Consider the following 19,804-nt stretch of genomic DNA (forward strand, 5'->3'; position numbering starts at 1 on the left):
GCTATAAACGCACTTTTTTTTATGTCCGAAAATTCAAAAACGGCTCTCGGGACAATTTTTAGCAACCAAATATGAGCTGGAATTATCCCAGGAAGGTTTTCCCCTTCGAACCAGCCGAACTCAAAAGGCCAAAAAATTCCACCTGGTACGTGCAGTACTATGTGTATTCGGACAAAGATCAAAAGCTCAAAAGAAGGAAAAAGTTAGTACAGGGTGCAACCCAGAAAGATCGGAAAGAAAGCGCCCGCATAATGATTCAGGAAATTAATACAGTGTTGAAGTCAGGCGGGCACATCGACCCGGTAAAAAAACTACGTGAAATTGGTCAAATGCCATTAGTGGTGGCGCTCGATCAGTTTATGGCAGACAAGAAACGTACGCTAAAACCGCAATCGGTTAGTACCTACGAAAAGTGGACAAACTACTTTTTGGACTTCCTGGAAGCGTTCGACTTGATGATTATTAATATTCAAGATTTCGATAATGAGAATGCGGCTGATCTGCGTACCCACGCGCTCGAATCACTAAATATGGCACCTTATACAATCCATTTCCTGTTACCAGCTTTTCCAAAGCAAAAGGTTCTCTAGCGACCCGGCGCAGTGAAAAACTTGTTGTGAGCCGTTGCGGCCTTTCCATACCTAACGAGCTTTAATTTCTTGCATTTGGGGTAGGTGTTGATTTTTTAAGCTACATTCAACAAACTACTCTAAACTAGATCATTATGGGTGTGCAAGCAAAAGTAAGCGGAGTTACGACGGAGCCCATCACTGGAAGACAATATGTCATTGCGTACTTTGGACAAATTACCGATAACGAGGGCGTAATGACGATACAGACGACAAGTCTGATGCTGTACAATACTGGAGAATACAAGTGGATTTGCACAATTGTATCAACAAAAGCTAAGGCGACCTGGCACCAATCGTTTAACTTACTGGATGAAAATAAAGGTTACTTAGGACGACTTCCAGATCTAGAGCAAGAAGATCTTGTTTATTCTCCTTATATACCAACACAGGTATATAACTGGCAGTCACAAAAGCACGGTTTCAATAGTAACCTATTTAAAAATATTGCATGGGTCGAGTTGAATTTTCGCACCACCCATGAATAAAAGGCCAGACACTTACTGCTAAGACAGGTACACATTATTTGATCGATCCATTGTCAAGCTCGTTTAGGCTTAATCATTCTAGTAGATAAGTATCCGTCAATTCCTTATTGCCTATCGTATTCCCACTATTTGCAGATTTCTGCAGATCGTGGGATATCCCTTGTTGATCTCTCCACACACAATATTTTTCCCATGGACCGTGAAGAGCAATTTCGTCTGCAATTTTTGAAATTATTAACCAACGCACTTTTTTTATGCCTTTTCGGCTCCTTCCCAGCTCCATTTCCGGTTCTCAGTATCCGTCACATACTTTTCGAGTCAAATAGAAAATACCTCCATCCGTCAAGCATAAGTTTTCCTCGAAATACAACTTTCCCCTGATCGTGTTGCATTCTACTTATCAGGCGATTATCTTTACAAACGTTTGAATAACCCCGATATAAGAAAGTGTTGAATTATGCCCTCTGCATGAAATTTGCTTTCCTGCTTGGTATGGTTGGTTTGCTGGTGGCTGGCAGGAATCATTGTTTTGCCCAATGCCGGGAAACGATCAGCCCATCGAATCACAAGAAAGTACATTATCACACGATCCAGCTTGCCGACAAGAAGGAATACCTGACACTCACACGCACGGGAGAAGAACGTATTCTCAGCTACCATAATGAAAAAATCGGGCTGGTCTACTATACCCAGATGTTTATCGAAATCAGGTTTTGGGCGCCTCCGGGGCATTTTTCGCTCTATGCAGCTGCCAACGACCGCAGCAATTGGCACCCGATTTTCGTCCTCGCCTCGCCTATTACTCCCAAAGAACTCGAAAGGATGAAAAGCGCCACGAAGATTGAGATACTACTTCCCGAAGACAAGAAGGTATTCAATCTCGACGCCCCAAAAAATGCATTGCTGAACAAGGCGATCGCCTGCATGTATTAATGCCTCCCCCTATACGTAGAACAGCTCCTTGTTCAGCAAAGAAACAATGTAGTCGAAATCTGCTGGATTCGAGGCGAAATCCATGTTATTGACGTCTATTTCAAGGATCTTGCCGTCTTCATAGTTGTGCACAAAATCGTCGTAATAGTGATTGAGGTTTTTGAGGTAATCAACCGAAATGTCCGACTCAAATTCGCGGCCACGCTTTTTAATCTGCGACACGAGCTTGGGAATGTCCGCTTTGAGGTAAATCATTAAATCGGGCTGGGATACGGTGCGAATAATGGATTCGAAAAGCAGCAGGTAGGTCTGGTAATCGCGTTCTACGAGCACACCCGACTCATATAGGTTGCGGGCAAAAATGTAGGCGTCTTCAAAAATAGTCCGGTCCTGAACGATCGTCGAATAAGTCGTTTCGCGGATTTTTTGAACCTGTGCGAAACGGTTGTTCAGAAAATAGATTTGTAGGTTGAACGCCCAGCGTTCCATATCCTGATAAAAATCAGCCAGATAGGGATTCCCTTCCACCGCCTCGAACATCACTTCCCATTTGAAATAATCGCCCAGCATTTGGGTCAAAGTGGTTTTACCTGCGCCGATATTACCAATAATAGCGATATGCATAAGGAGATAGGATAAGTTGAGTGAATGAACGAGTGCGTACAAAAATATGTATTTCAACGGATAAGCGCTCAGCTACAAAACTGATTTTCGGCATTTTCTTAAAACTTGCATTATTCGTATATTTGCGGCTGATTTAGAGAAAAGAGCTGCTATCCGGCAGCCGGCGCTGCGGCAGCCCGGCGCTCCGGAGCGGAATCTCAGGTCTTTCTCTTTTGGAATACTTAATCGACAATCGATGAAACCTTACAAGGTTATCCTATATTATTATTATACGACGATCGCGGACCCGGACGCCTACCGCGACGAGCACCACCTGTTTTGTGTAGAAAACAACCTGCTGGGCCGCATTATCGTGGCGCCGGAAGGTCTGAACGGCACTGTTTCGGGCACACCCGAGCAATGTGAGGCATATATGAACTACGTACGTTCGGATGCACGATTCGCGGGCGTTCAGTTTAAAGTAGAGGAGTCGGACCACATTGCTTTTCAAAAACTGCATGTGCGTGTGAAGGAGGAGATCGTGAACTCCGACCTCCCCGTCAACCCGCTCGTTCGCACGGGCAAGCACCTCGAACCTGCCGATTTCAAGAAGCTGCTGGACGACCCGGATGTGGTGCTCGTGGATATGCGCTCGGATTACGAACACGAAGTGGGCAAGTTTAAGGGTGCTATCACCTTCGATATGCATAACCTGCGCGAGCTGCCAGACCACGTGCATGAGATCGCCCATTTGAAAGACAAAAAGGTAGTAACCTATTGCACGGGCGGTATCAAATGCGAGAAGGCCAGTGCTTACCTGCTCGACCAGGGCTTTACGGATGTTTACCAGCTACACGGCGGCATTATACGCTACGGCCTTGAGGAAGGCGGCGAGAACTTCGATGGCAAATGCTACGTGTTCGACAACCGCATTACCGTAGACGTGAACAGCGTAAACCCGACGGTGATCTCCAAATGCCACATTTGCGAGGAGCCCTGCGACCGCATGGTGAATTGCGCCAATGCCGAATGTAACAACCATCTGCCCATTTGCGAAAAATGTGGCTGGGAAATGGAGGGCACATGCTCAGCGGAATGCAAATCGCACCCCGGCAAACGCACCTACGACGGAACAGGTTACTACGTGGTCAACAGCAACAACTACAATCCGTTACAAGGCCTGAAAAGCCAGCAGAAGAATATCAAAAAAATGAAACTCGCGTTGAAAACTGAATCGGCATAGCCGGTTCAGTTCAATGCTTTTTCGAGGATATAATCGTTCATCCAGTAGGGCCCGATGGGAATATCCTGCTCGTCCACGACGCGGAAACCCATTTTTTCGTAGAATGCCCGAGCCTTATTGTAGCGGTTGACATTCAGCGACAGCACAGTTCCTCCCACCGACTTCACGTAATTTTCTGTTTCGTGCAAAAGGTATTTACCAGCGCCGGTCCCCTGTGTGGCGGGAAGCACATATATTTTATGTAATTTGAACTTCCCGGGCTGCTCTTCCGACACCGACGAAAAGCCAACCGAGGTTTGGTCACTCAGCAGGATCATGAATTGCTGGCCCGATTGCATCTGTTGCGTGAGGGATTCCGGAGAATATATTTTTTCGAACATAAAATCGATCTGCTCCTTGCTAAGGATGTCACGGTAAGTCGGTTCCCATGTTTCTTCCTGGATTTCGATGATGGTCGGAATGTCCCTGACCGAGGCTTGTAGTGTTGCGAATGAAGGCATATTGCTTAAATTTGACAGCTTGAAGAGCGCAATTAAATATTTATTCACTAAAAAACCATGTTACTGAGCCGGCAGACGAGATCGCAAGAAGCAGCTAAGCACCCGATCAGTAGAAATATATGAAACCCCTCATTTTAGTTACTAATGATGACGGAATAACGTCAAAAGGAATCCGAACACTGGTTGAAATTATGCAGACGCTGGGCGAAGTGATCGTGGTCGCTCCCAATAGCCCGCAATCCGGAATGGGCCACGCCATTACCATCGGTGAACCGCTCAGGCTATATTCCACCCATATTTTTGATGATATAACGGAATACGAATGCTCGGGAACGCCGGCCGACTGTGTGAAGCTGGCGAAAAACTACGTGTTGCGCGACCGCAAGCCCGACCTCGTGGTGAGCGGGATCAACCACGGTAGCAACAGTTCGATCAGCGTGCTATATTCCGGCACGATGTCGGCAGCGATCGAAGCGGCCATCGAAGGCATTCCGGCCATCGGTTTTTCGCTTTGTGATTTCAGGGAGGATGCGGATTTCAGTCACGCAGTGCCCTTCATCAAGTCTATTACCGAGGAAGCTTTAAAAAATGGTATTCCAAACGGGATTGCTTTGAATGTGAACATTCCGGCAAAAACTGATCTGGCATTGAAGGGCGTCAAAGTTTGCCGCCAGGCGCATGCCAAATGGCAGGAGAAATTCGACTACCGCGTCGACCCGAACGGTCGCGGCTACCTTTGGATGGCCGGAGAGTTTGTCAATTTCGATACAGAAAAAGAAGATACCGATGTCTGGGCACTGGATAACAACTATATTTCAGTGGTGCCATGTCAATATGATCTGACAGAGTATGAAGCGTTGAAAAAGCTATCGACCTGGGATTTGTAATTTAACCAATAGCTATGGCATTAGTAGGCAGTTTATTAAAGAAAGGCATCCATTTCAGCAACATCGTTGCCAACCGCCGCAAGGCAAGTTTACATCAGCAGCAAAAGAAAACCCTGGCCAAATTGCTGGCCAAGGCCAGATATACCGAGTTCGGCGAGAAATACAACTTCGACGAGCTGCTTTCTTCGATTCTTTTCGGTGAAAAAGGCGCATTTTACGAGCTTTATAAGCGTACCGTGCCAGTTTACGACTATAACAAGATATTCAACGAGTGGTGGCACAAATCGCTCGAAGGCGAAAATGACGTGTGCTGGCCGGGAACGGTGAAATACTATGCATTAAGTTCGGGAACCTCGGAGGCTGCTTCCAAGCAGATCCCGGTTACCAAAGCAATGACAAAAGCCATTCAGAAGACCAGTATCCGTCAGATTCTGTCATTAGGCCATTACAAAGATCTTCCGCCGGATCTGTACGAAAAGGGATTCCTGATGCTTAGCGGAAGCACAAATTTGAATCCGCACGATACCGGCAGTCTGGCAGGTGATTTAAGTGGTATTCAGATCCAGCAAATCCCGCGCTGGTTCCGCCCCTATTACAAGCCCGGCCAGAAAATCGCCGCGCAGCGCGACTGGGGTTTGAAACTGGAAGAAATCACCCGCGTCGCGAGCGAATGGGACATTGGGTTCGTGGTAGGTGTACCCGCGTGGATCCAGTTGCTTTTCGAGAAGATCATCGCGCATTACAATGTGAAGAACATCCATGAAATATGGCCCAACTTGCAGGTTTTTGCACATGGGGGCGTTTCTTTCGAACCCTACCGCAAAGGTTTCGAGAAGCTTTTGGGTAAACCGATGACCTACATCAATACCTACCTGGCTTCCGAAGGCTTTATCGCCTACCAGTCGCGGCCGGGTGCGGCAGGAATGGAGTTGGTGTGCGACAACGGCATATTCTTCGAATTCATCCCTTTCACCCCTAAAAACTTCGATTCAGACGGTGTAATGCTCGATGACCCGGAGACGCTGATGATCGATCAGGTGGAAGAAGGGAAAGAATATGCATTGCTGCTCTCGACCTGCTCCGGTGCCTGGCGCTACCTGATCGGCGATACGCTGAAATTCGTGGACAAATCGCGCGGAGAGATAGTGATCACCGGCCGAACGAAGCATTATCTCAGCCTTTGCGGCGAGCACCTTTCGGTCGATAATATGAATAAGGCGATTGACCTGGTTTCCGATGAAATGGGGTTGACGGTGAAGGAATTCACGGTCTGCGGCATTGAGCACGGCACTTTATTTGCACACCATTGGTATGTAGGTGTGGAAGAGTCCGATGTGGACGCAGAAATTCTAAAACAAAAAATCGATGCGAAGCTTTCGGAACTGAACGACGATTACGCAGTAGAGCGCCGTCACGCATTGAAAGAAATATTCGTGACCGTGCTGCCCAATCAGGCATTCTACCACTGGATGGAATCCAAAGGCAAGCTCGGCGGACAAAACAAATTTCCCCGCGTTTTCAAGAAAGACCTGATCGGTGAGTGGCAAAACTTCCTGAAAGCCGAAGGTTATATTAAAGAATAGCCGCTACTTCAAAAAATTGGTATAAGCAATCTGACAGGCGATGAGAATGAAAACCACGCCTGTCACTTTGTTAAATATAGTGACCACTTTGGGCGTAAAAACCCTTTTCAGCCTGTGCGCGAAGACTGCGATAGCGCTCTCAACCAAAAATACGGCAATTACACTCGCCGTAAAAAACAGCAGTACCTGGTTCAGGTCATAATGCAGGTTCGTGCGGATGTACGAGGCGATAGTTACCCAGCTGATAAAATTCACCGGATTCAGGCCATTCAACAGGAAGCCGGTTGTAAAATAATATAGAAAATTCCCAAAACGCGTCTGCGGTTCTGCTATCTGAGGCTGGCCTTTGATGATATTGCTCAAACCTAATGCGGTCAGAAAGACAACCCCGGCGCCGGCCATCCATTGCTGAAAATTGGGGATATCGGGCAGCAAAGCCGTGCCGAAAATGGCGAAGAAAACGAAGATAATATCGCACACAAATACGCCCAGTGCGATCTTGACACCAGTCCGGTAACCGTTATCGACGCTGTTTTGTACTAATGAAAAGAAAACGGTGCCAAAAGTAAGACACAATGCGACGCCCGTCAGCGTCCCGTAAAGTAGCGCTTGCAGCATATCAGATACCTTTCAGTCTGGCAGTCATCAATATGGCCGCTACCGAAAGTGAATCGGTAATTTCGGATCGCATGACCATTTCTACTGCATCTTTTAAAGGCAGCTTCCATACCTGTAAATCCTCCGTATCTTCGGGCTCGGCCTGGTCTTGTGTGAGTTCTTCGGCAATGAACAGGAACCCTTCTTCGTTAGTTGCCGAGTTGGATGTATGAATGCGAGAGAGTCTGGTCCATTTGTTAGCCAAAAGACCGGTTTCTTCTTTCAGTTCACGCTTAGCAGCGTCGAGCGGGTCGGCGTTAAGCGCTCCGCCGCCTTCGGGGATTTCCCAGGAATACTCATCGATCGCGTAACGGTATTGGCCAACGAGGTAAATATTGTTGTCGCTATCCACCGGGATCACCCCTATCGCCTGATTTTTAAACTTAACCACACCGTAAATACCTTTATTGCCGGAGGGGTTAATCACGTCACGGTGACTGAGTTCCAGCCAGGCATTCTCATACACGGTTTCAGACGATAGTGTTTTCCAGTTATTTTCAGTGGATATAACCCGCATTTTCTTAGTATTTTTGGCTCCTTATTGACAAATCTCAAATGCAAATAAACCAAAATAAGCTTAAACAACGTCTCATCATGCTGTCTTTTGTAGCCAGCATCCTGTTGACAGGATTGAAGTTTTTTGCATTCTACCTCACCTCTTCGAACGCCATTCTGAGTGACGCGCTCGAATCGATTATCAACGTAATCGCCAGTGGTTTTGCGTTCTACAGCATCTATCTTTCGTCCCAACCCAAAGACCGGAACCACCCTTACGGCCACGGCAAAGTCGAATTTTTCTCAGCGGGCTTCGAGGGCGCGTTGATCATCATCGCTTCGATATTTATTGTCGTGGAGGCTGTGAAAAGGCTTATGGACCCCTCGCCAATCGAGAACCTGGCGCAAGGTTCGGTCTTTATCATTTTCACGATCTTTGTCAACACCGCCATCGGCTATAAACTGCTAACGGAAGGCCGCCGGGCGAATTCGCTCGCTTTGGTCGCGGATGGAAAACACTTAATGTCCGATAGCATCAGTAGTGTGGTGCTTATTTTAAGTGTCGGGTTAATCATGCTAACCGGCTACGTCTGGATCGACAGCGTTGCGTCCCTCCTTTTTGGCATTTTCTTGGCTTATAGCGGGTCTCAGCTGGTCGGCAGATCGGTCGCCGGGCTCATGGATGCTAGCGACGAACTGCTGCTGGACAAAGTGATCCATGTTTTAAATGAAAACAAAAAGGACGAATGGATCGACGTCCATAACCTCCGCGCCCAGCAATACGGTTCCGATTTGCATATCGACTGCCATTTGACACTACCCTATTACTGGGAATTACAAAAGGTACACGAGACAATCCACGACTTCGAGAATATTCTGAAAGGCTCGCAGCCGGGGGAAACTGAAATTTTCGTGCACGCCGATCCGTGCATATACCAATGTTGCTACTTTTGCAGGATCGACAATTGTCCCGTCCGCCAACACGAATTCGTGCAGGACATCGAATGGGACGCAGCCAAGCTCACCAAAAACGAGAAGCTGTACCGCGAAGCCAGAATCAATATTCAGGAATAATAATTAATCTAAATTCTAACCAATCATGGACTTTTCTCGTCGCGATTTCCTTAAAAAGGCCGGAGCCACTGCGCTTGCTGCCTCCGCATTCACTGATCTGTTCGCCGACCCGGCTGCAAAAAAACTCTGGTTTGACATTTCACTGGCCGAATGGTCGCTGCACAAGGCTCTTTTCGCGAAAAAACTCACCAACCTGGATTTCCCTGAGCTGGCTAAAAAAGAGTTTGGTATCTCTATCGTAGAATACGTAAACCAGTTCTTCAAAGACAAAGCAGAAGACAAAACCTACCTCGCCGAGCTTCTGAAAAGAGCGAAAGACAACGGCGTGACCAACAACCTGATCATGATCGACGGCGAAGGCGGGCTGGGCGAGCTAGACGCGGCGGTACGTAACAAAGCGGTTGAAAACCACTACAAATGGGTAGAAGCTGCCAAATACCTGGGTTGCAAAACCATCCGCGTGAATGCATTCGGTAAAGGTTCCGACGAAGAAATCGCAAAAGCAGCGGTGGAAGGCTTGGGTAAACTGGGCGAATTTGCTTCCAAAACCGGCATTAATGTAATCGTCGAAAACCACGGTGGTTCTTCTTCAAACGGCAAATGGTTGTCGGGCGTGATGAAGCAAGTGAACATGAAAAATGTAGGTACGCTTCCGGATTTCGGTAATTTCTGTATCAAACGTTCGGCCGATGGCTGCGCGGAGTCCTACGACCGCTACCTGGGAACGCAGGAACTGATGCCTTTTGCAAAAGGTGTGAGCGCGAAAACTTACGATTTCGATGAAAAAGGCAACTGTATCGAAACTGATTACACTAAAATCCTCAAAGTGGTGAAGGATAGCGGCTTCAAAGGCATCGCAGGTATCGAATATGAAGGAAGCAAGCTTTCGGAATATGACGGTATCAAGGCAACAAAGGCCTTGTTGGAACGTGTTGGACCGACCGTATAACCGCATCCGGAGCAACAAGTGACAACTTGACTATAAATGACAACACCTGACAAGCTATTTGTCAGGTGTTGTCATTTATAGTCAGATATTGCTTTGGGGATTACATTCCGAGGTAGCTCAAAAATTCTTTCTTGGTCATCTCCTCCTCGAACTTACCGCCATAATAAGCGGTAACGGTCGAGCTACCGGAATCGCGTATCCCTCGTGACTGTACGCACATGTGTTGCGCGTCGATTACCACGGCAACATCCTCGGTTTGCAACGCCTGCTTCAATTCATTGGCGATTTGAACGGTCAGCCTTTCCTGCACCTGCGGGCGTTTAGCATAATATTCGACGATGCGGTTCAGTTTCGACAAGCCGATCACCTTCCCGCTCGAAATATAGGCAACGTGCGCTTTGCCGTAAATCGGAACAAAGTGGTGTTCGCAGTTCGAAAACACGGTAATGTCCTTCTCAACCAGCATTTGGTTGTATTTATACTTATTATCAAAGAGCGCGATGGCCGGTTTGTTCTTGGGGTCCAAACCGCTGAAAACTTCTTTAATATACATTTTCGCAACCCGCTTTGGCGTGCCTTTAAGGCTGTCGTCGGTCATATCCAGACCCATGATCTCCATAATGTGGCGAAAATGCTTCTCTATAAGCTCCATTTTAAGCTCGTCCTCCATCGCGAACGCGTCCTTACGAAGGGGAGTCTCTATTCCTGAAAACAAATGATCGTCACCAACCTCCTCGATGTCCAAAGCTTCACTGGACTGGATACTCGACAAAATTCCGTTCTGTTTCATACAATCTGATTTTCAGGTCAAGACCTGCTTCTATTTGGGGTCTTATAATTGAATAAATAACGATCGCGATATTTTCCGCGGTCGGATTAAGGGTTTTGAATTCATCAACGTCGAGATTCAGGTTCCGGTGGTCAAACCGGTCGATAACGGATTCCTTCAATATGGCGCTCAACACTTTCATGTCCATCACATAGCCTGTTTCGGGGTCAACCGGACCCGTTACCTGCACGATCAGTTCATAGTTGTGTCCGTGAAAGTTGGGATTGTTGCACTTTCCGAAAACCTCCCCGTTCTTTTTCTCCGACCATTCCGGATTATGAAGACGATGGGCTGCATTGAAATGCTCCTTGCGGAACACCGCCACCTTTTGCACCATATTTTAAACCACTTAAAATTTTAGTTTGCCTTAAATGTCGTAACAAAGTTTGTGTCCAACACATTTAAGGGTCCGAGCATGCTGTGAGTCGCTCTCAGGAGTCTCTTGCTTTGGGTAAACGCTGTAAGCTAGCAAATTGTTCACTGCGTTCCTATTTCGTGTTATCGCAAAGCGTCCGCAATGTCAATTTTTAATTAATAAAAAAATTTAAAAATCTGGGTTTTGCGTGTAAATTGCAGCCCCGGACCGGATAAGACCAAATAATCTTCTACTATCCGTGCCGCAAACTTTCAAGAGATTTTGATATGGATAGACGTGATTTTCTGCAAAAAACAGCATTGGCGGCACCCATCACGGGGATCATCCCATCGCTTAACTTAAAAAAAGCAAAACCGGCAGGAAATGTACGCTTGGGATTTATCGGGGTCGGGCTGAGAGGCCGCAACCATGTGGAGCAGGCACTTTTCCGTCCGGATGTCGAAATCAATGCAATTTGCGATATCGACCCCGACGCCGTCAACATCACGCTTGACAAGATCAAAAAAGCGGGGCGCAAAGCACCAGCCGTGTATTCCAAAGGCGAGGAAGATTTTCTGAACCTCGTCAAACGCGACGATCTGGACGGTGTACTCATTGCTACACCCTGGCAATGGCATGTGCCGATGGCACTGTCGGCGATGAATGCAGGGAAATATACGGCGGTGGAAGTTTCGGCTACCGTTACGTTGCAGGAATCCTGGGACCTGGTCAATACTTTCGAGAAGACCGGCTCGCATTGCATGATCCTCGAAAATGTGTGCTACCGCCGCGATGTGATGGCCATTCTCAAAATGATCCGGGCAGGCATGTTTGGCGAAATGACTTACGCGCATTGCGGATACCAGCACGATTTACGGGCCATTAAGTTCAACACCGGCAAAAGCAATGAAGGCCACGGCGTCGAATTTGGTACGAAAGGCTTCTCCGAGGCAAAATGGCGCACCCAGCATTCCGTCGACCGTAACGGGGACCTCTACCCTACCCACGGGCTCGGACCAGTGGCGCATTGGCTCGATATCAACCGGGGCAACTGTTTTACGCATCTAACATCCACCAGCACCAAATCCAGAGGTTTACATAAATATATAGTAGACCACGGCGGCAAGGACCATCCTAATGCCAAAGTGAATTTTAAACTGGGCGACATCGTGACAACCGTCATTCAATGCTATAATGGCGAAAACATCGTGCTCGTCCACGATACCAACTCACCGCGTCCCTACTCGCTCGCATTCCGTGCACAGGGGACTGAGGGGATCTGGATGAACGACGGCCACACGATTTACCTCGAAGGCGTATCTCCCAAAGAGCACATCGGCGAACCCGACAAGCCTTACCTCGACAAGAACGATCACCCACTTTGGACAAAATATGCCAAAGAAGCCGAGAATGCAGGTCACGGGGGTATCGATTACTTTGTGTTAAGAGGCTTTGTAGAGGCTATCAAGCGCAAAACAGCCCCACCGATCGACGTTTACGACGCAGCGGTTTGGAGCGCGATCAGTCCCTTGTCCGAGCTTTCAATCGCCCGTGGAAGCTCGCCCGTTGAGATCCCGGACTTTACGCGGGGAAAATGGCGAACAAACAAGCCAATATTTGGCCTGAATGATGAATATTGAGTATTATAACAAATCCAAATTTTTACCCATACCGAATAACCTGAACAACTTATCCAAATACGACTTAAATGAGCAAAAAGAACAGTTACCTGGGTCCCCTCTTCATTATCGGCATTCTATTCTTTGTGATGGGTTTCGTCACATGGGTTAACGGAACTCTGATCACCTTCTTCAAGAAAGCATTCTCACTCGACAACACCAGTTCCTACCTGGTAACGTTCGCGTTTTTTATTTCCTACACAGTCATGGCAATCCCGTGTTCGATGGTTTTGAAAAAAACCGGTTTTAAAAACGGTATGTCGCTGGCGCTTGGGGTTATGGCAGTAGGTACGCTGATTTTCATTCCGGCTGCGGAAATGGCCTCGTATCCGCTGTTTCTGGTCGGCTTGTTCACGATCGGGATCGGCCTTACCGTGTTGCAAACCGCTTCCAATCCATATGCGACGATACTAGGGCCGCGCGAAAGTGCTGCACAGCGTATCAGTATTATGGGTATTGCGAACAAATCGGCGGGTATTTTCAGCCAGATCATCTTCGGTAAACTCCTTCTCGCAGGCGCGTCCACGGGAGATCCAAAGTCGGAGCTCGACAAAGTGGCAATGCCTTACCTGGTGCTGACAGCCGTATTGGTGATTCTGGCACTGGTGATCAGAATGTCGAAAGGACTGGTAGAAGTGAGCGAAGAAGAAGATGATGCGCCCGTAGTGGGCCAGCCGGTAGCGGCACAGAAAACAAGTGTATTGCAGTTCCCTAACCTCGTGTTGGGTGTGTTAGCATTGTTTTGCTACGTAGGTGCCGAGGTAATCGCCGGCGACACGATCATCAGCTACGGGGTTTCACTCGGTTTTCCTGAGGAAGAGGCCCGTTTGTTCGGAACCTATACATTATATGGTATGATGACCGGCTATTTGCTTGGTATTGTACTGATCCCCAAATATGTATCGCAGCAGGCCTATTTAAAATTCTCGGCTATTCTGGGACTGATTGTAACTGTGATAGCCATCAACTCTACCGGTTTCACCTCTGTGATCTGCATTGCAATACTCGGCTTTGCCAATGCAGTGATCTGGCCTGCATTGTGGCCATTAGCTTTGAGCGGCTTGGGTAAATTCACAAAGATCGCTTCTGCATTGCTTGTAATGGGTATTTCCGGCGGTGCGGTATTACCTTTGGTCTACGGAAGCATCGCCGACTCGATCGGCAGTACGCAGAAAGCTTACTGGATTTTGGTTCCACTTTACATTTACATGCTGTATTTCGGCTTTGCAGGCCACAAAAAGAAAAGCTGGTAGTTCAATGAGGATTTCAACTCCCGGCCGCATTTGCTTTTTCGGGGAACACCAGGATTACCTGGGGCTCCCCGTGATCGCAGCGGCCATATCGCGAAGGATTAGCGTTGATGGCGACCGTCGCGATGATCATAAAATAGTATTGCATTTGCCCGATCTGGGCACGACAGAAACGTTTTCGCTCGACACAACCTTCCCTTACGTCAAGCCGCGGGACTACTTCCGCAGCACGGTTAATGTTGTCAAAAGAAAAGGGCTGACATTCTCGAAAGGTTTCGAAGCGACCATCCACGGCAATATCCCTATCAATTCGGGAACGTCCAGCTCTTCTGCGCTGATCGTTTCCTGGGCAAAATTCCTGGACCAGCTAAGCGACAATCCCCTCAATTTCTCCAAAAAGGAATTGGGAGAAATCGCCAATGCCGCCGAGGTGCTGGAATTCGGCGAGCCCGGGGGGATGATGGACAATTATTCCACTGCCATTGGCAACGTCATTTACCTGGAGTCGACGCCCGTAATAAAGGTAGAAGCATTGACGCCCAAATTGGGGACATTCGTCCTGGGCGATTCGCTGGAACCGAAGGACACCCTAGGCATTATAGCCCGCTGTCGATACGGAATGGAGGATGTGATCAAAATCGTCACCGATTACGATCCCTCGTTTTCTATTTTCACGACAGCGATCGACCAGTTGGCAGATTACAAGTCATTGCTATCTACTGACCAGCTAGGCCTGCTTAAAGCGAACATTGAAGATCGAGATATTCTCATCGAAGGGAAAGCCCTGCTGATCGACAGCGCCGAAGACCACGCGACCCAGAATTTCGACAAGCAATTCGGAGGCTTGCTCTACAAGCATTACCAAAACCTCCGCGACCACAAACGGACCTCCACGCCGAAAATCGAACGTATGATGAACGCGGCACTCGGTGCCGGCGCATTGGGCGGCAAGATCAACGGCTCCGGCGGAGGCGGCTGCATGTTCGCATATGCCCCCACGCACGCAGAGGAAGTGGCCGAAGCCATCGAACGCGAAGGTGGCAAGAGTTATATCATTACAGTCGACGAAGGCACCCGGATTGAAGGATAATCTTCCATCCGGGGCGCTTTGTCGCCTCACTTCTCGATCAGCACTCGCTTTGTTTGGATTGTTCCGTCTTCGAAAGTTGCTTTTAAAAAGTAAGCTCCCTTCAATCCTGCTTTCAACTTGACCGTCGTTTGGTTCCCTTCGCCGTCTGGCAAATAATTCTGTACAACCTGCTGCCGGTCATCCAGCAGACTTAGTTTGGTCATTTTATTAACCCGATTATCGAGATTAACCGCTCGAATATCCTCCTGTGAATCAGACAGTATCGAGATAACACCTTCGTCCTGAACCGGATTTGGATAAACCTGCATTTTGGCTCCGCTTGGCTTGAAGAATGTAAACGAATGCCGCGGCGCTCCACAGAATGCGATCGAAACACCGCCATTATTCGAAGGGCCATTAAATGTAAAATTCACAGTACCTGAATTCTGATTATTGATGATGGTGCTACCGGCAGTTGAACTGAATATCGGGCCTGTATCAGGGTCGAGGCCCCAGAATATTTGCATATTGTGCGCTCCCCACGTCGTGTTTTGGAAGCTTCCGGAGATCAACTTGCCGTCGAGGTAGACACTGGTTAGCGGCGGGGCGTAGTTGCAGGTCCAGCAGGTCGACGGATTGCCGTAACCCGGCGGAACGTCGAGCGCATTGTGTTTAACCAATGGTCCGGCACCCCATTTGGAAATAAACTTTCCATCGTATGTGGTAATTGCCGAATGGTCTCCCGTATAGCGGACCCGCACTTTTCCCTTCGTGCTGTTGTAATTGGTTTGGGTATAACTCGGATTAACTCCCGAAACATAAGGCGTAATTCCGCCTTGGGCGCTTAAAATCACAACCTGATTACCGCCAGTTGAAACATGCCAGGCGTAACCATGACAATTATATTGTCTCGAATAATTCCCAATAACTAAGCAACTTGCACCGTAAAGTCCATTCTGTATCGCATTTTGCGCCGCCTGCAATTCCATATTCGTGTTGGGTGACACATTATCATATACGGTAATGGCACCAGGTGGTACCTGTACGCCATTAGGAGTATTGACTTGCGCCAACAACAACTTGGATAGAAAGTAGAGGAGCATTGTTGTTACAAAGTTTTTCATATGTCTTAGAATTTTAATTCTGCCAAGACCACTGCTAATCTTCTTCTATCCGAAAAATCCCTGACATCAATATCCAGGGAATCCAGAGGGACTCCTGCGCAATTGAAAACGTGACCTATCGGCGAACAATCAAACGGATGCATTATCGCAAGAAACTGCTTATCGTCATAAATGTACACTGCCGCATAGTAGCCCCCCATTCTCGGGTCTGAGTAAGGTTTTAATTCGTCCACAATCCATGGGACCGTTTCCAACGACTCTTTCGTAAAACATGGCTGATCTATGTCTTCCAAAGCAGTACTTTCCACGCAGGCAGTGGCTGCACTCAACAAGAACAGGGCTATGACTGCCCAGTGTTGCATAACTTTCGTTTGGTTCATGACTATTAGGTTTTAGTGAAATTGAATCATTTTTTTTCGACAAACTCCGCAAAATCGGCAAGTAACAGTTTCACCAGGTTTCCATCCGTTACAATCAGCTTCGATTCAAAAAGGTCGACATATTTAACATCCGAAATAATTGAAGGAAACTCATGGCCTATCGATTTGGCCAAAGCATAATAAATCAGGGCGGTAGCTGCGAGGCTGGTGCCGCCGAAAAACGTATTCAAACGTTTTTTCAACACGAGTTTTTCAAAGACTTGTTTGAGATAGGGAATACGTTCATCGCGCGACAATTGCGCTTGCAGCTTGGGATTGTTCATTAACAATTCAACGCCTGTCCATTTCAGCGTGTAGTCTCCTATTTGAATCGAATCCTTCATTTCCAACACTTTACTGAAATCTTCCCGGATATAAATTCCGGTAAGCGTTTTCATAGCGTCCTTGCGGGCTAGAAATTCCTGGAATCCATTAAACCCATCCACTGCATAATCTATTCCTTCAATTGCACTGTCATGGAAAACATAACTCCGAAAAAACGGATGTTCCATCGTGATCAGCAGCAACTCCTCGGTACTCAATGTGCTCAAATCGATACCCGTGATCTGACAGGCATTCTGCCTTTCCGCAACGGACGTAAGCGCATTCCAGCATGGAGTTCCGGGCTTGCACGGGTAGTTCCAGCGCGGTAATGCTTGCCCGGATGCGCCCAGTGATAGCAGTGTGATAACTAAACATAGACTTGCTTTCTTCATATAGCTCCGATTTACATGGTGAATAATGCATGCATATGCCGCGACCATTCAGCGGCCCTTTTCGGAACATTGAGTAAGTGATTTTTCCTATGTGCTATCGGGGTGGCGGAAACAAATATTTAACTTTTCAAATACAAAACATAACCATTCATATTTGATATGAGTGTCCGGCTGGAATTAATATACGACCGGTCGCCGCGTAGGAAATCTACGATACGATAAGCATTGGTTACAAACCAGCAGGCGGCAATGGAAAAATGCACCATTGGGATTCCAATTGTGTTTTAGTTTTAAGACCTTTGTCGATATTACCATTCCATGACCGTGATCACACCTTCTGAACAAAAGACTAATATTTACTGCCCGTCGCTGACCGCCTATGAACGGCGCCGGACGATCTCCATCCATATCGGCGATATTCCAATGGGCTCCGATTACCCGATCCGAGTGCAGTCAATGACGACCGTCGATACGATGGATACGCAGGGCTCGATTGACGAGGTGATCCGGATGGTGGAGTCTGGTTGCGAATACGTACGCATTACTGCGCCCAGCGTGAAGGAGGCGCAGAATCTTGAAAATATCCGCAATGGATTGCGGAAGCTGGGCATTCAGGTCCCTCTGATCGCCGATATCCATTTTACGCCCAACGCAGCCGAACTAGCCGCACGGATCGTCGAAAAGGTGCGGATCAACCCCGGTAACTATGCCGACCGCAAGCGTTTTGAAGTGATCGATTATACCGACGCTTCCTATGCCGCCGAGCTGGAAAGGATCAGGGAGAAGTTTATTCCTCTGGTGAGAATTTGTAAGGAATATGGCACGGCAATGCGCATTGGCACCAACCACGGCTCGCTTTCGGACCGGATTCTGAGCCGCTATGGTGACACCCCGCTGGGAATGGTGGAATCGGCGCTGGAATTTTTGCGGATTTGTGAGGAGTTCAATTACTATAACATCGCATTGTCGATGAAGTCGAGCAATACGCAGGTGATGGTGGAAGCTTATCGCTTGCTGGTGCAACGGCTGGCTGAGGAAGGTTTGAAGCCTTATCCGCTGCATTTGGGGGTTACCGAGGCAGGTGAGGCAGAGGATGGCCGCATTAAATCGGCGGTTGGCATCGGTACTTTGCTGGAAGACGGCCTGGGCGATACGGTGCGGGTGTCATTGACCGAGGCACCGGAAAAAGAGGCGCCTGTGGCTCGTGCGTTGATCGAGCGGTACACGTCGCGCGCTACGCATGCGCCGATCGAGCCGATTGACCATTGCCCGATCAATCCATTCCAATATACCCGTCGCGATACGCAGGAAGTTTACAATATCGGCCATTTGAATGTGCCGCGCGTTATTGCCGACTATTCGAATATCGATGTTCAGCAGCTCGACAATCTAAAAAGTATCGGGCACTTCTTTCTGCCGGTTCCCGACAAATGGGCCATGAACGACCAGGGTGCCGATTTTATCTACACAGGGCAAAAACCGGTGCCTTTCATGCTGCCAAACGGCCTGCGCGAGATATTGGACTACCCCCAATGGCTGGTACATCCTGAAAAAGGCAACAAATTCCCGCTGTTCGAAATCTCAGAATGGAATGCCGCAGCGGAAACTTCTTCCGGCCTGAATTTTATCAAAGGGGATATCCACACGTTCGACGAGGCATTTCTGAATGCTATTTCAGATAAAAAGAACGTTGTGCTCCTGCTACATACGCATAATGCGCACGCGATGCCGGAAATGCGGCGGTTCTTTTACAAACTGAAAGAGCTGCACATCAAAGTCCCGGTGATCATAAACGGGAGGTATCAAACTAATCTTGGCGATAAACTGACCTTATACTCCGCCACAGACATTGGCGGCTTGCTAGTGGACGGTTTCGGCGACGGAACGTTGCTTTCGCCTGAATTTGCGGAAGGCACTACGCACGCGGACAAGTTGAAAGCCGCCGCTTCCTATAATAGTATTGCATTCGGCATTTTGCAGGCGGCGCGCACGCGGATGTCGAAAACGGAATATATTTCCTGCCCTTCCTGTGGCCGCACCTTATTCGATTTGCAGGAAACAACGGCGATGATCCGCAAACATACGGAGCATTTGAAAGGTGTGAAAATCGGTATTATGGGCTGTATTGTGAACGGCCCGGGAGAAATGGCCGACGCCGACTACGGCTACGTGGGAATGGGCAAGGACAAAATTGCGCTGTACCGGGGCCAGGAAGTGATCAAACGGTCGGTACATTCATCCAAAGCGGTGGAGGAGCTGATCGAGCTGATCCGGGAAGATGGCCGGTGGATAGAGCCGGAGGAACGTGAAATTTTGGTTTAA

Annotated in this window: 21 protein-coding genes; 12 read left to right on the forward strand and 9 right to left on the reverse strand. The window is 48.0% G+C overall.

The window, feature by feature from the left end; all coding sequences use genetic code 11:
- Positions 1-71 precede the first annotated feature (71 nt).
- The 3 genes from ACTJJJ_RS08035 to ACTJJJ_RS08045 all read left to right on the forward strand — a co-directional run bounded on the left by ACTJJJ_RS08035 (position 72) and on the right by ACTJJJ_RS08045 (position 2,050).
- Entirely contained in the window at positions 72-590 is a 519-nt protein-coding gene (locus tag ACTJJJ_RS08035; protein WP_426294164.1) for a hypothetical protein, read from the forward strand.
- Positions 591-724: 134 nt separating this feature from the next.
- On the forward strand, positions 725-1,117 hold the full coding sequence (locus tag ACTJJJ_RS08040) for a DUF6294 family protein (protein ID WP_426294163.1): 393 nt from the start codon (positions 725-727) through the stop codon (positions 1,115-1,117).
- Positions 1,118-1,585: 468 nt separating this feature from the next.
- Positions 1,586-2,050, forward strand: coding sequence for a hypothetical protein (locus ACTJJJ_RS08045; RefSeq protein ID WP_426294162.1), 465 nt, complete (start codon positions 1,586-1,588; stop codon positions 2,048-2,050).
- Positions 2,051-2,059: 9 nt separating this feature from the next.
- Here ACTJJJ_RS08045 and ACTJJJ_RS08050 read toward each other — a convergent pair whose 3' ends face one another.
- Positions 2,060-2,674 (reverse strand): deoxynucleoside kinase, encoded by a 615-nt coding sequence (locus tag ACTJJJ_RS08050; RefSeq protein WP_188928789.1) that lies wholly within the window; start codon positions 2,672-2,674, stop codon positions 2,060-2,062.
- A 235-nt stretch (positions 2,675-2,909) separates the two neighbouring features.
- Here ACTJJJ_RS08050 and trhO point away from each other — a divergent pair, with 235 nt between their 5' ends.
- On the forward strand, positions 2,910-3,896 hold the full coding sequence (trhO, locus tag ACTJJJ_RS08055; RefSeq protein WP_426294161.1) for an oxygen-dependent tRNA uridine(34) hydroxylase TrhO: 987 nt from the start codon (positions 2,910-2,912) through the stop codon (positions 3,894-3,896).
- 5 nt (positions 3,897-3,901) lie between these two features.
- Here trhO and ACTJJJ_RS08060 read toward each other — a convergent pair whose 3' ends face one another.
- Positions 3,902-4,396, reverse strand: a complete 495-nt coding sequence (locus ACTJJJ_RS08060) for a GNAT family N-acetyltransferase (RefSeq protein ID WP_188928784.1) — start codon at positions 4,394-4,396, stop codon at positions 3,902-3,904.
- Positions 4,397-4,515: 119 nt separating this feature from the next.
- Between ACTJJJ_RS08060 and surE the strand changes: the two genes are divergently transcribed.
- A complete protein-coding gene (surE, locus tag ACTJJJ_RS08065; RefSeq protein ID WP_188928783.1) occupies positions 4,516-5,283 on the forward strand; it encodes a 5'/3'-nucleotidase SurE in 768 nt (255 codons plus the stop codon).
- A 14-nt stretch (positions 5,284-5,297) separates the two neighbouring features.
- A complete protein-coding gene (locus tag ACTJJJ_RS08070) occupies positions 5,298-6,866 on the forward strand; it encodes a GH3 family domain-containing protein (protein ID WP_188928780.1) in 1,569 nt (522 codons plus the stop codon).
- Between the two features lie 3 nt (positions 6,867-6,869).
- Here the strand turns inward: ACTJJJ_RS08070 and ACTJJJ_RS08075 are convergent, their stop codons facing one another.
- The gene (locus tag ACTJJJ_RS08075) at positions 6,870-7,484 is read right to left on the reverse strand and encodes a LysE family translocator (RefSeq protein WP_188928778.1); all 615 of its coding nucleotides are present in this window, start codon (positions 7,482-7,484) and stop codon (positions 6,870-6,872) included.
- 1 nt (position 7,485) lies between these two features.
- Positions 7,486-8,040 (reverse strand): NUDIX domain-containing protein, encoded by a 555-nt coding sequence (locus ACTJJJ_RS08080; RefSeq protein ID WP_188928776.1) that lies wholly within the window; start codon positions 8,038-8,040, stop codon positions 7,486-7,488.
- Positions 8,041-8,078: 38 nt separating this feature from the next.
- On the opposite strand from ACTJJJ_RS08080, the gene ACTJJJ_RS08085 reads away from it, so the two are divergent.
- Together ACTJJJ_RS08085 and ACTJJJ_RS08090 are read left to right on the forward strand one after the other, a co-directional pair.
- Positions 8,079-9,092, forward strand: a complete 1,014-nt coding sequence (locus tag ACTJJJ_RS08085) for a cation diffusion facilitator family transporter (RefSeq protein ID WP_188928775.1) — start codon at positions 8,079-8,081, stop codon at positions 9,090-9,092.
- Between the two features lie 25 nt (positions 9,093-9,117).
- Positions 9,118-10,041 (forward strand): sugar phosphate isomerase/epimerase family protein, encoded by a 924-nt coding sequence (locus tag ACTJJJ_RS08090; RefSeq protein WP_426294160.1) that lies wholly within the window; start codon positions 9,118-9,120, stop codon positions 10,039-10,041.
- Between the two features lie 100 nt (positions 10,042-10,141).
- Here ACTJJJ_RS08090 and folE read toward each other — a convergent pair whose 3' ends face one another.
- Entirely contained in the window at positions 10,142-10,831 is a 690-nt protein-coding gene (gene folE / locus ACTJJJ_RS08095) for a GTP cyclohydrolase I FolE (protein ID WP_188928771.1), read from the reverse strand.
- On the reverse strand, positions 10,791-11,207 hold the full coding sequence (locus tag ACTJJJ_RS08100; RefSeq protein WP_188928769.1) for a 6-pyruvoyl trahydropterin synthase family protein: 417 nt from the start codon (positions 11,205-11,207) through the stop codon (positions 10,791-10,793). The genes folE and ACTJJJ_RS08100 overlap by 41 nt, the downstream gene beginning before the upstream one ends.
- Positions 11,208-11,512: 305 nt before the next feature.
- On the opposite strand from ACTJJJ_RS08100, the gene ACTJJJ_RS08105 reads away from it, so the two are divergent.
- The 3 genes from ACTJJJ_RS08105 (at position 11,513) to ACTJJJ_RS08115 (ending at position 15,244) form a co-directional block, all read left to right on the forward strand.
- Positions 11,513-12,865: a Gfo/Idh/MocA family protein gene (locus ACTJJJ_RS08105; RefSeq protein WP_188928766.1), complete on the forward strand. Its 1,353-nt coding sequence runs from the start codon at positions 11,513-11,515 to the stop codon at positions 12,863-12,865.
- Positions 12,866-12,933: 68 nt separating this feature from the next.
- Positions 12,934-14,157 carry a sugar MFS transporter gene (locus ACTJJJ_RS08110; protein ID WP_188928764.1) on the forward strand — a complete coding sequence of 408 codons (1,224 nt, stop codon included), beginning with the start codon at positions 12,934-12,936 and terminating at the stop codon, positions 14,155-14,157.
- 4 nt (positions 14,158-14,161) lie between these two features.
- Positions 14,162-15,244 (forward strand): GHMP family kinase ATP-binding protein, encoded by a 1,083-nt coding sequence (locus tag ACTJJJ_RS08115; protein ID WP_426294159.1) that lies wholly within the window; start codon positions 14,162-14,164, stop codon positions 15,242-15,244.
- A 26-nt stretch (positions 15,245-15,270) separates the two neighbouring features.
- Here ACTJJJ_RS08115 and ACTJJJ_RS08120 read toward each other — a convergent pair whose 3' ends face one another.
- Genes ACTJJJ_RS08120 through ACTJJJ_RS08130 form a run of 3 tightly spaced genes read right to left on the reverse strand, consistent with a single transcriptional unit; the run spans position 15,271 to position 17,482 of the window.
- Positions 15,271-16,347 (reverse strand): T9SS type A sorting domain-containing protein, encoded by a 1,077-nt coding sequence (locus ACTJJJ_RS08120; protein WP_426294158.1) that lies wholly within the window; start codon positions 16,345-16,347, stop codon positions 15,271-15,273.
- A gap of 5 nt (positions 16,348-16,352) precedes the next feature.
- The gene (locus ACTJJJ_RS08125) at positions 16,353-16,727 is read right to left on the reverse strand and encodes a hypothetical protein (protein WP_426294157.1); all 375 of its coding nucleotides are present in this window, start codon (positions 16,725-16,727) and stop codon (positions 16,353-16,355) included.
- A gap of 26 nt (positions 16,728-16,753) precedes the next feature.
- On the reverse strand, positions 16,754-17,482 hold the full coding sequence (locus ACTJJJ_RS08130; protein WP_426294156.1) for a hypothetical protein: 729 nt from the start codon (positions 17,480-17,482) through the stop codon (positions 16,754-16,756).
- 318 nt (positions 17,483-17,800) lie between these two features.
- On the opposite strand from ACTJJJ_RS08130, the gene ispG reads away from it, so the two are divergent.
- Entirely contained in the window at positions 17,801-19,804 is a 2,004-nt protein-coding gene (ispG, locus tag ACTJJJ_RS08135) for a (E)-4-hydroxy-3-methylbut-2-enyl-diphosphate synthase (protein ID WP_426294155.1), read from the forward strand.

Origin of the sequence: Dyadobacter sp. 22481 (genome assembly GCF_052044875.1) — a bacterium.
GTDB classification, from domain to species: domain Bacteria; phylum Bacteroidota; class Bacteroidia; order Cytophagales; family Spirosomataceae; genus Dyadobacter; species Dyadobacter endophyticus.

Coding starts and splice junctions, on each gene's coding strand:
- ACTJJJ_RS08115 (WP_426294159.1), top strand. CDS start 14,162: ATGAGGATTTCAACTCCCGGCCGCATTTGCTTTTTCGGGGAACACCAG.
- ACTJJJ_RS08110 (WP_188928764.1), top strand. CDS start 12,934: ATGAGCAAAAAGAACAGTTACCTGGGTCCCCTCTTCATTATCGGCATT.
- folE (WP_188928771.1), bottom strand. CDS start 10,831: ATGAAACAGAACGGAATTTTGTCGAGTATCCAGTCCAGTGAAGCTTTG.
- ACTJJJ_RS08090 (WP_426294160.1), top strand. CDS start 9,118: ATGGACTTTTCTCGTCGCGATTTCCTTAAAAAGGCCGGAGCCACTGCG.
- surE (WP_188928783.1), top strand. CDS start 4,516: ATGAAACCCCTCATTTTAGTTACTAATGATGACGGAATAACGTCAAAA.
- ACTJJJ_RS08075 (WP_188928778.1), bottom strand. CDS start 7,484: ATGCTGCAAGCGCTACTTTACGGGACGCTGACGGGCGTCGCATTGTGT.
- ACTJJJ_RS08085 (WP_188928775.1), top strand. CDS start 8,079: ATGCAAATAAACCAAAATAAGCTTAAACAACGTCTCATCATGCTGTCT.
- ACTJJJ_RS08130 (WP_426294156.1), bottom strand. CDS start 17,482: ATGAAGAAAGCAAGTCTATGTTTAGTTATCACACTGCTATCACTGGGC.
- ACTJJJ_RS08040 (WP_426294163.1), top strand. CDS start 725: ATGGGTGTGCAAGCAAAAGTAAGCGGAGTTACGACGGAGCCCATCACT.
- ACTJJJ_RS08120 (WP_426294158.1), bottom strand. CDS start 16,347: ATGAAAAACTTTGTAACAACAATGCTCCTCTACTTTCTATCCAAGTTG.
- ACTJJJ_RS08100 (WP_188928769.1), bottom strand. CDS start 11,207: ATGGTGCAAAAGGTGGCGGTGTTCCGCAAGGAGCATTTCAATGCAGCC.
- ACTJJJ_RS08050 (WP_188928789.1), bottom strand. CDS start 2,674: ATGCATATCGCTATTATTGGTAATATCGGCGCAGGTAAAACCACTTTG.
- ACTJJJ_RS08125 (WP_426294157.1), bottom strand. CDS start 16,727: ATGAACCAAACGAAAGTTATGCAACACTGGGCAGTCATAGCCCTGTTC.
- ACTJJJ_RS08105 (WP_188928766.1), top strand. CDS start 11,513: ATGGATAGACGTGATTTTCTGCAAAAAACAGCATTGGCGGCACCCATC.
- ispG (WP_426294155.1), top strand. CDS start 17,801: ATGACCGTGATCACACCTTCTGAACAAAAGACTAATATTTACTGCCCG.
- ACTJJJ_RS08070 (WP_188928780.1), top strand. CDS start 5,298: ATGGCATTAGTAGGCAGTTTATTAAAGAAAGGCATCCATTTCAGCAAC.
- ACTJJJ_RS08045 (WP_426294162.1), top strand. CDS start 1,586: ATGAAATTTGCTTTCCTGCTTGGTATGGTTGGTTTGCTGGTGGCTGGC.
- trhO (WP_426294161.1), top strand. CDS start 2,910: ATGAAACCTTACAAGGTTATCCTATATTATTATTATACGACGATCGCG.
- ACTJJJ_RS08080 (WP_188928776.1), bottom strand. CDS start 8,040: ATGCGGGTTATATCCACTGAAAATAACTGGAAAACACTATCGTCTGAA.
- ACTJJJ_RS08060 (WP_188928784.1), bottom strand. CDS start 4,396: ATGCCTTCATTCGCAACACTACAAGCCTCGGTCAGGGACATTCCGACC.
- ACTJJJ_RS08035 (WP_426294164.1), top strand. CDS start 72: ATGAGCTGGAATTATCCCAGGAAGGTTTTCCCCTTCGAACCAGCCGAA.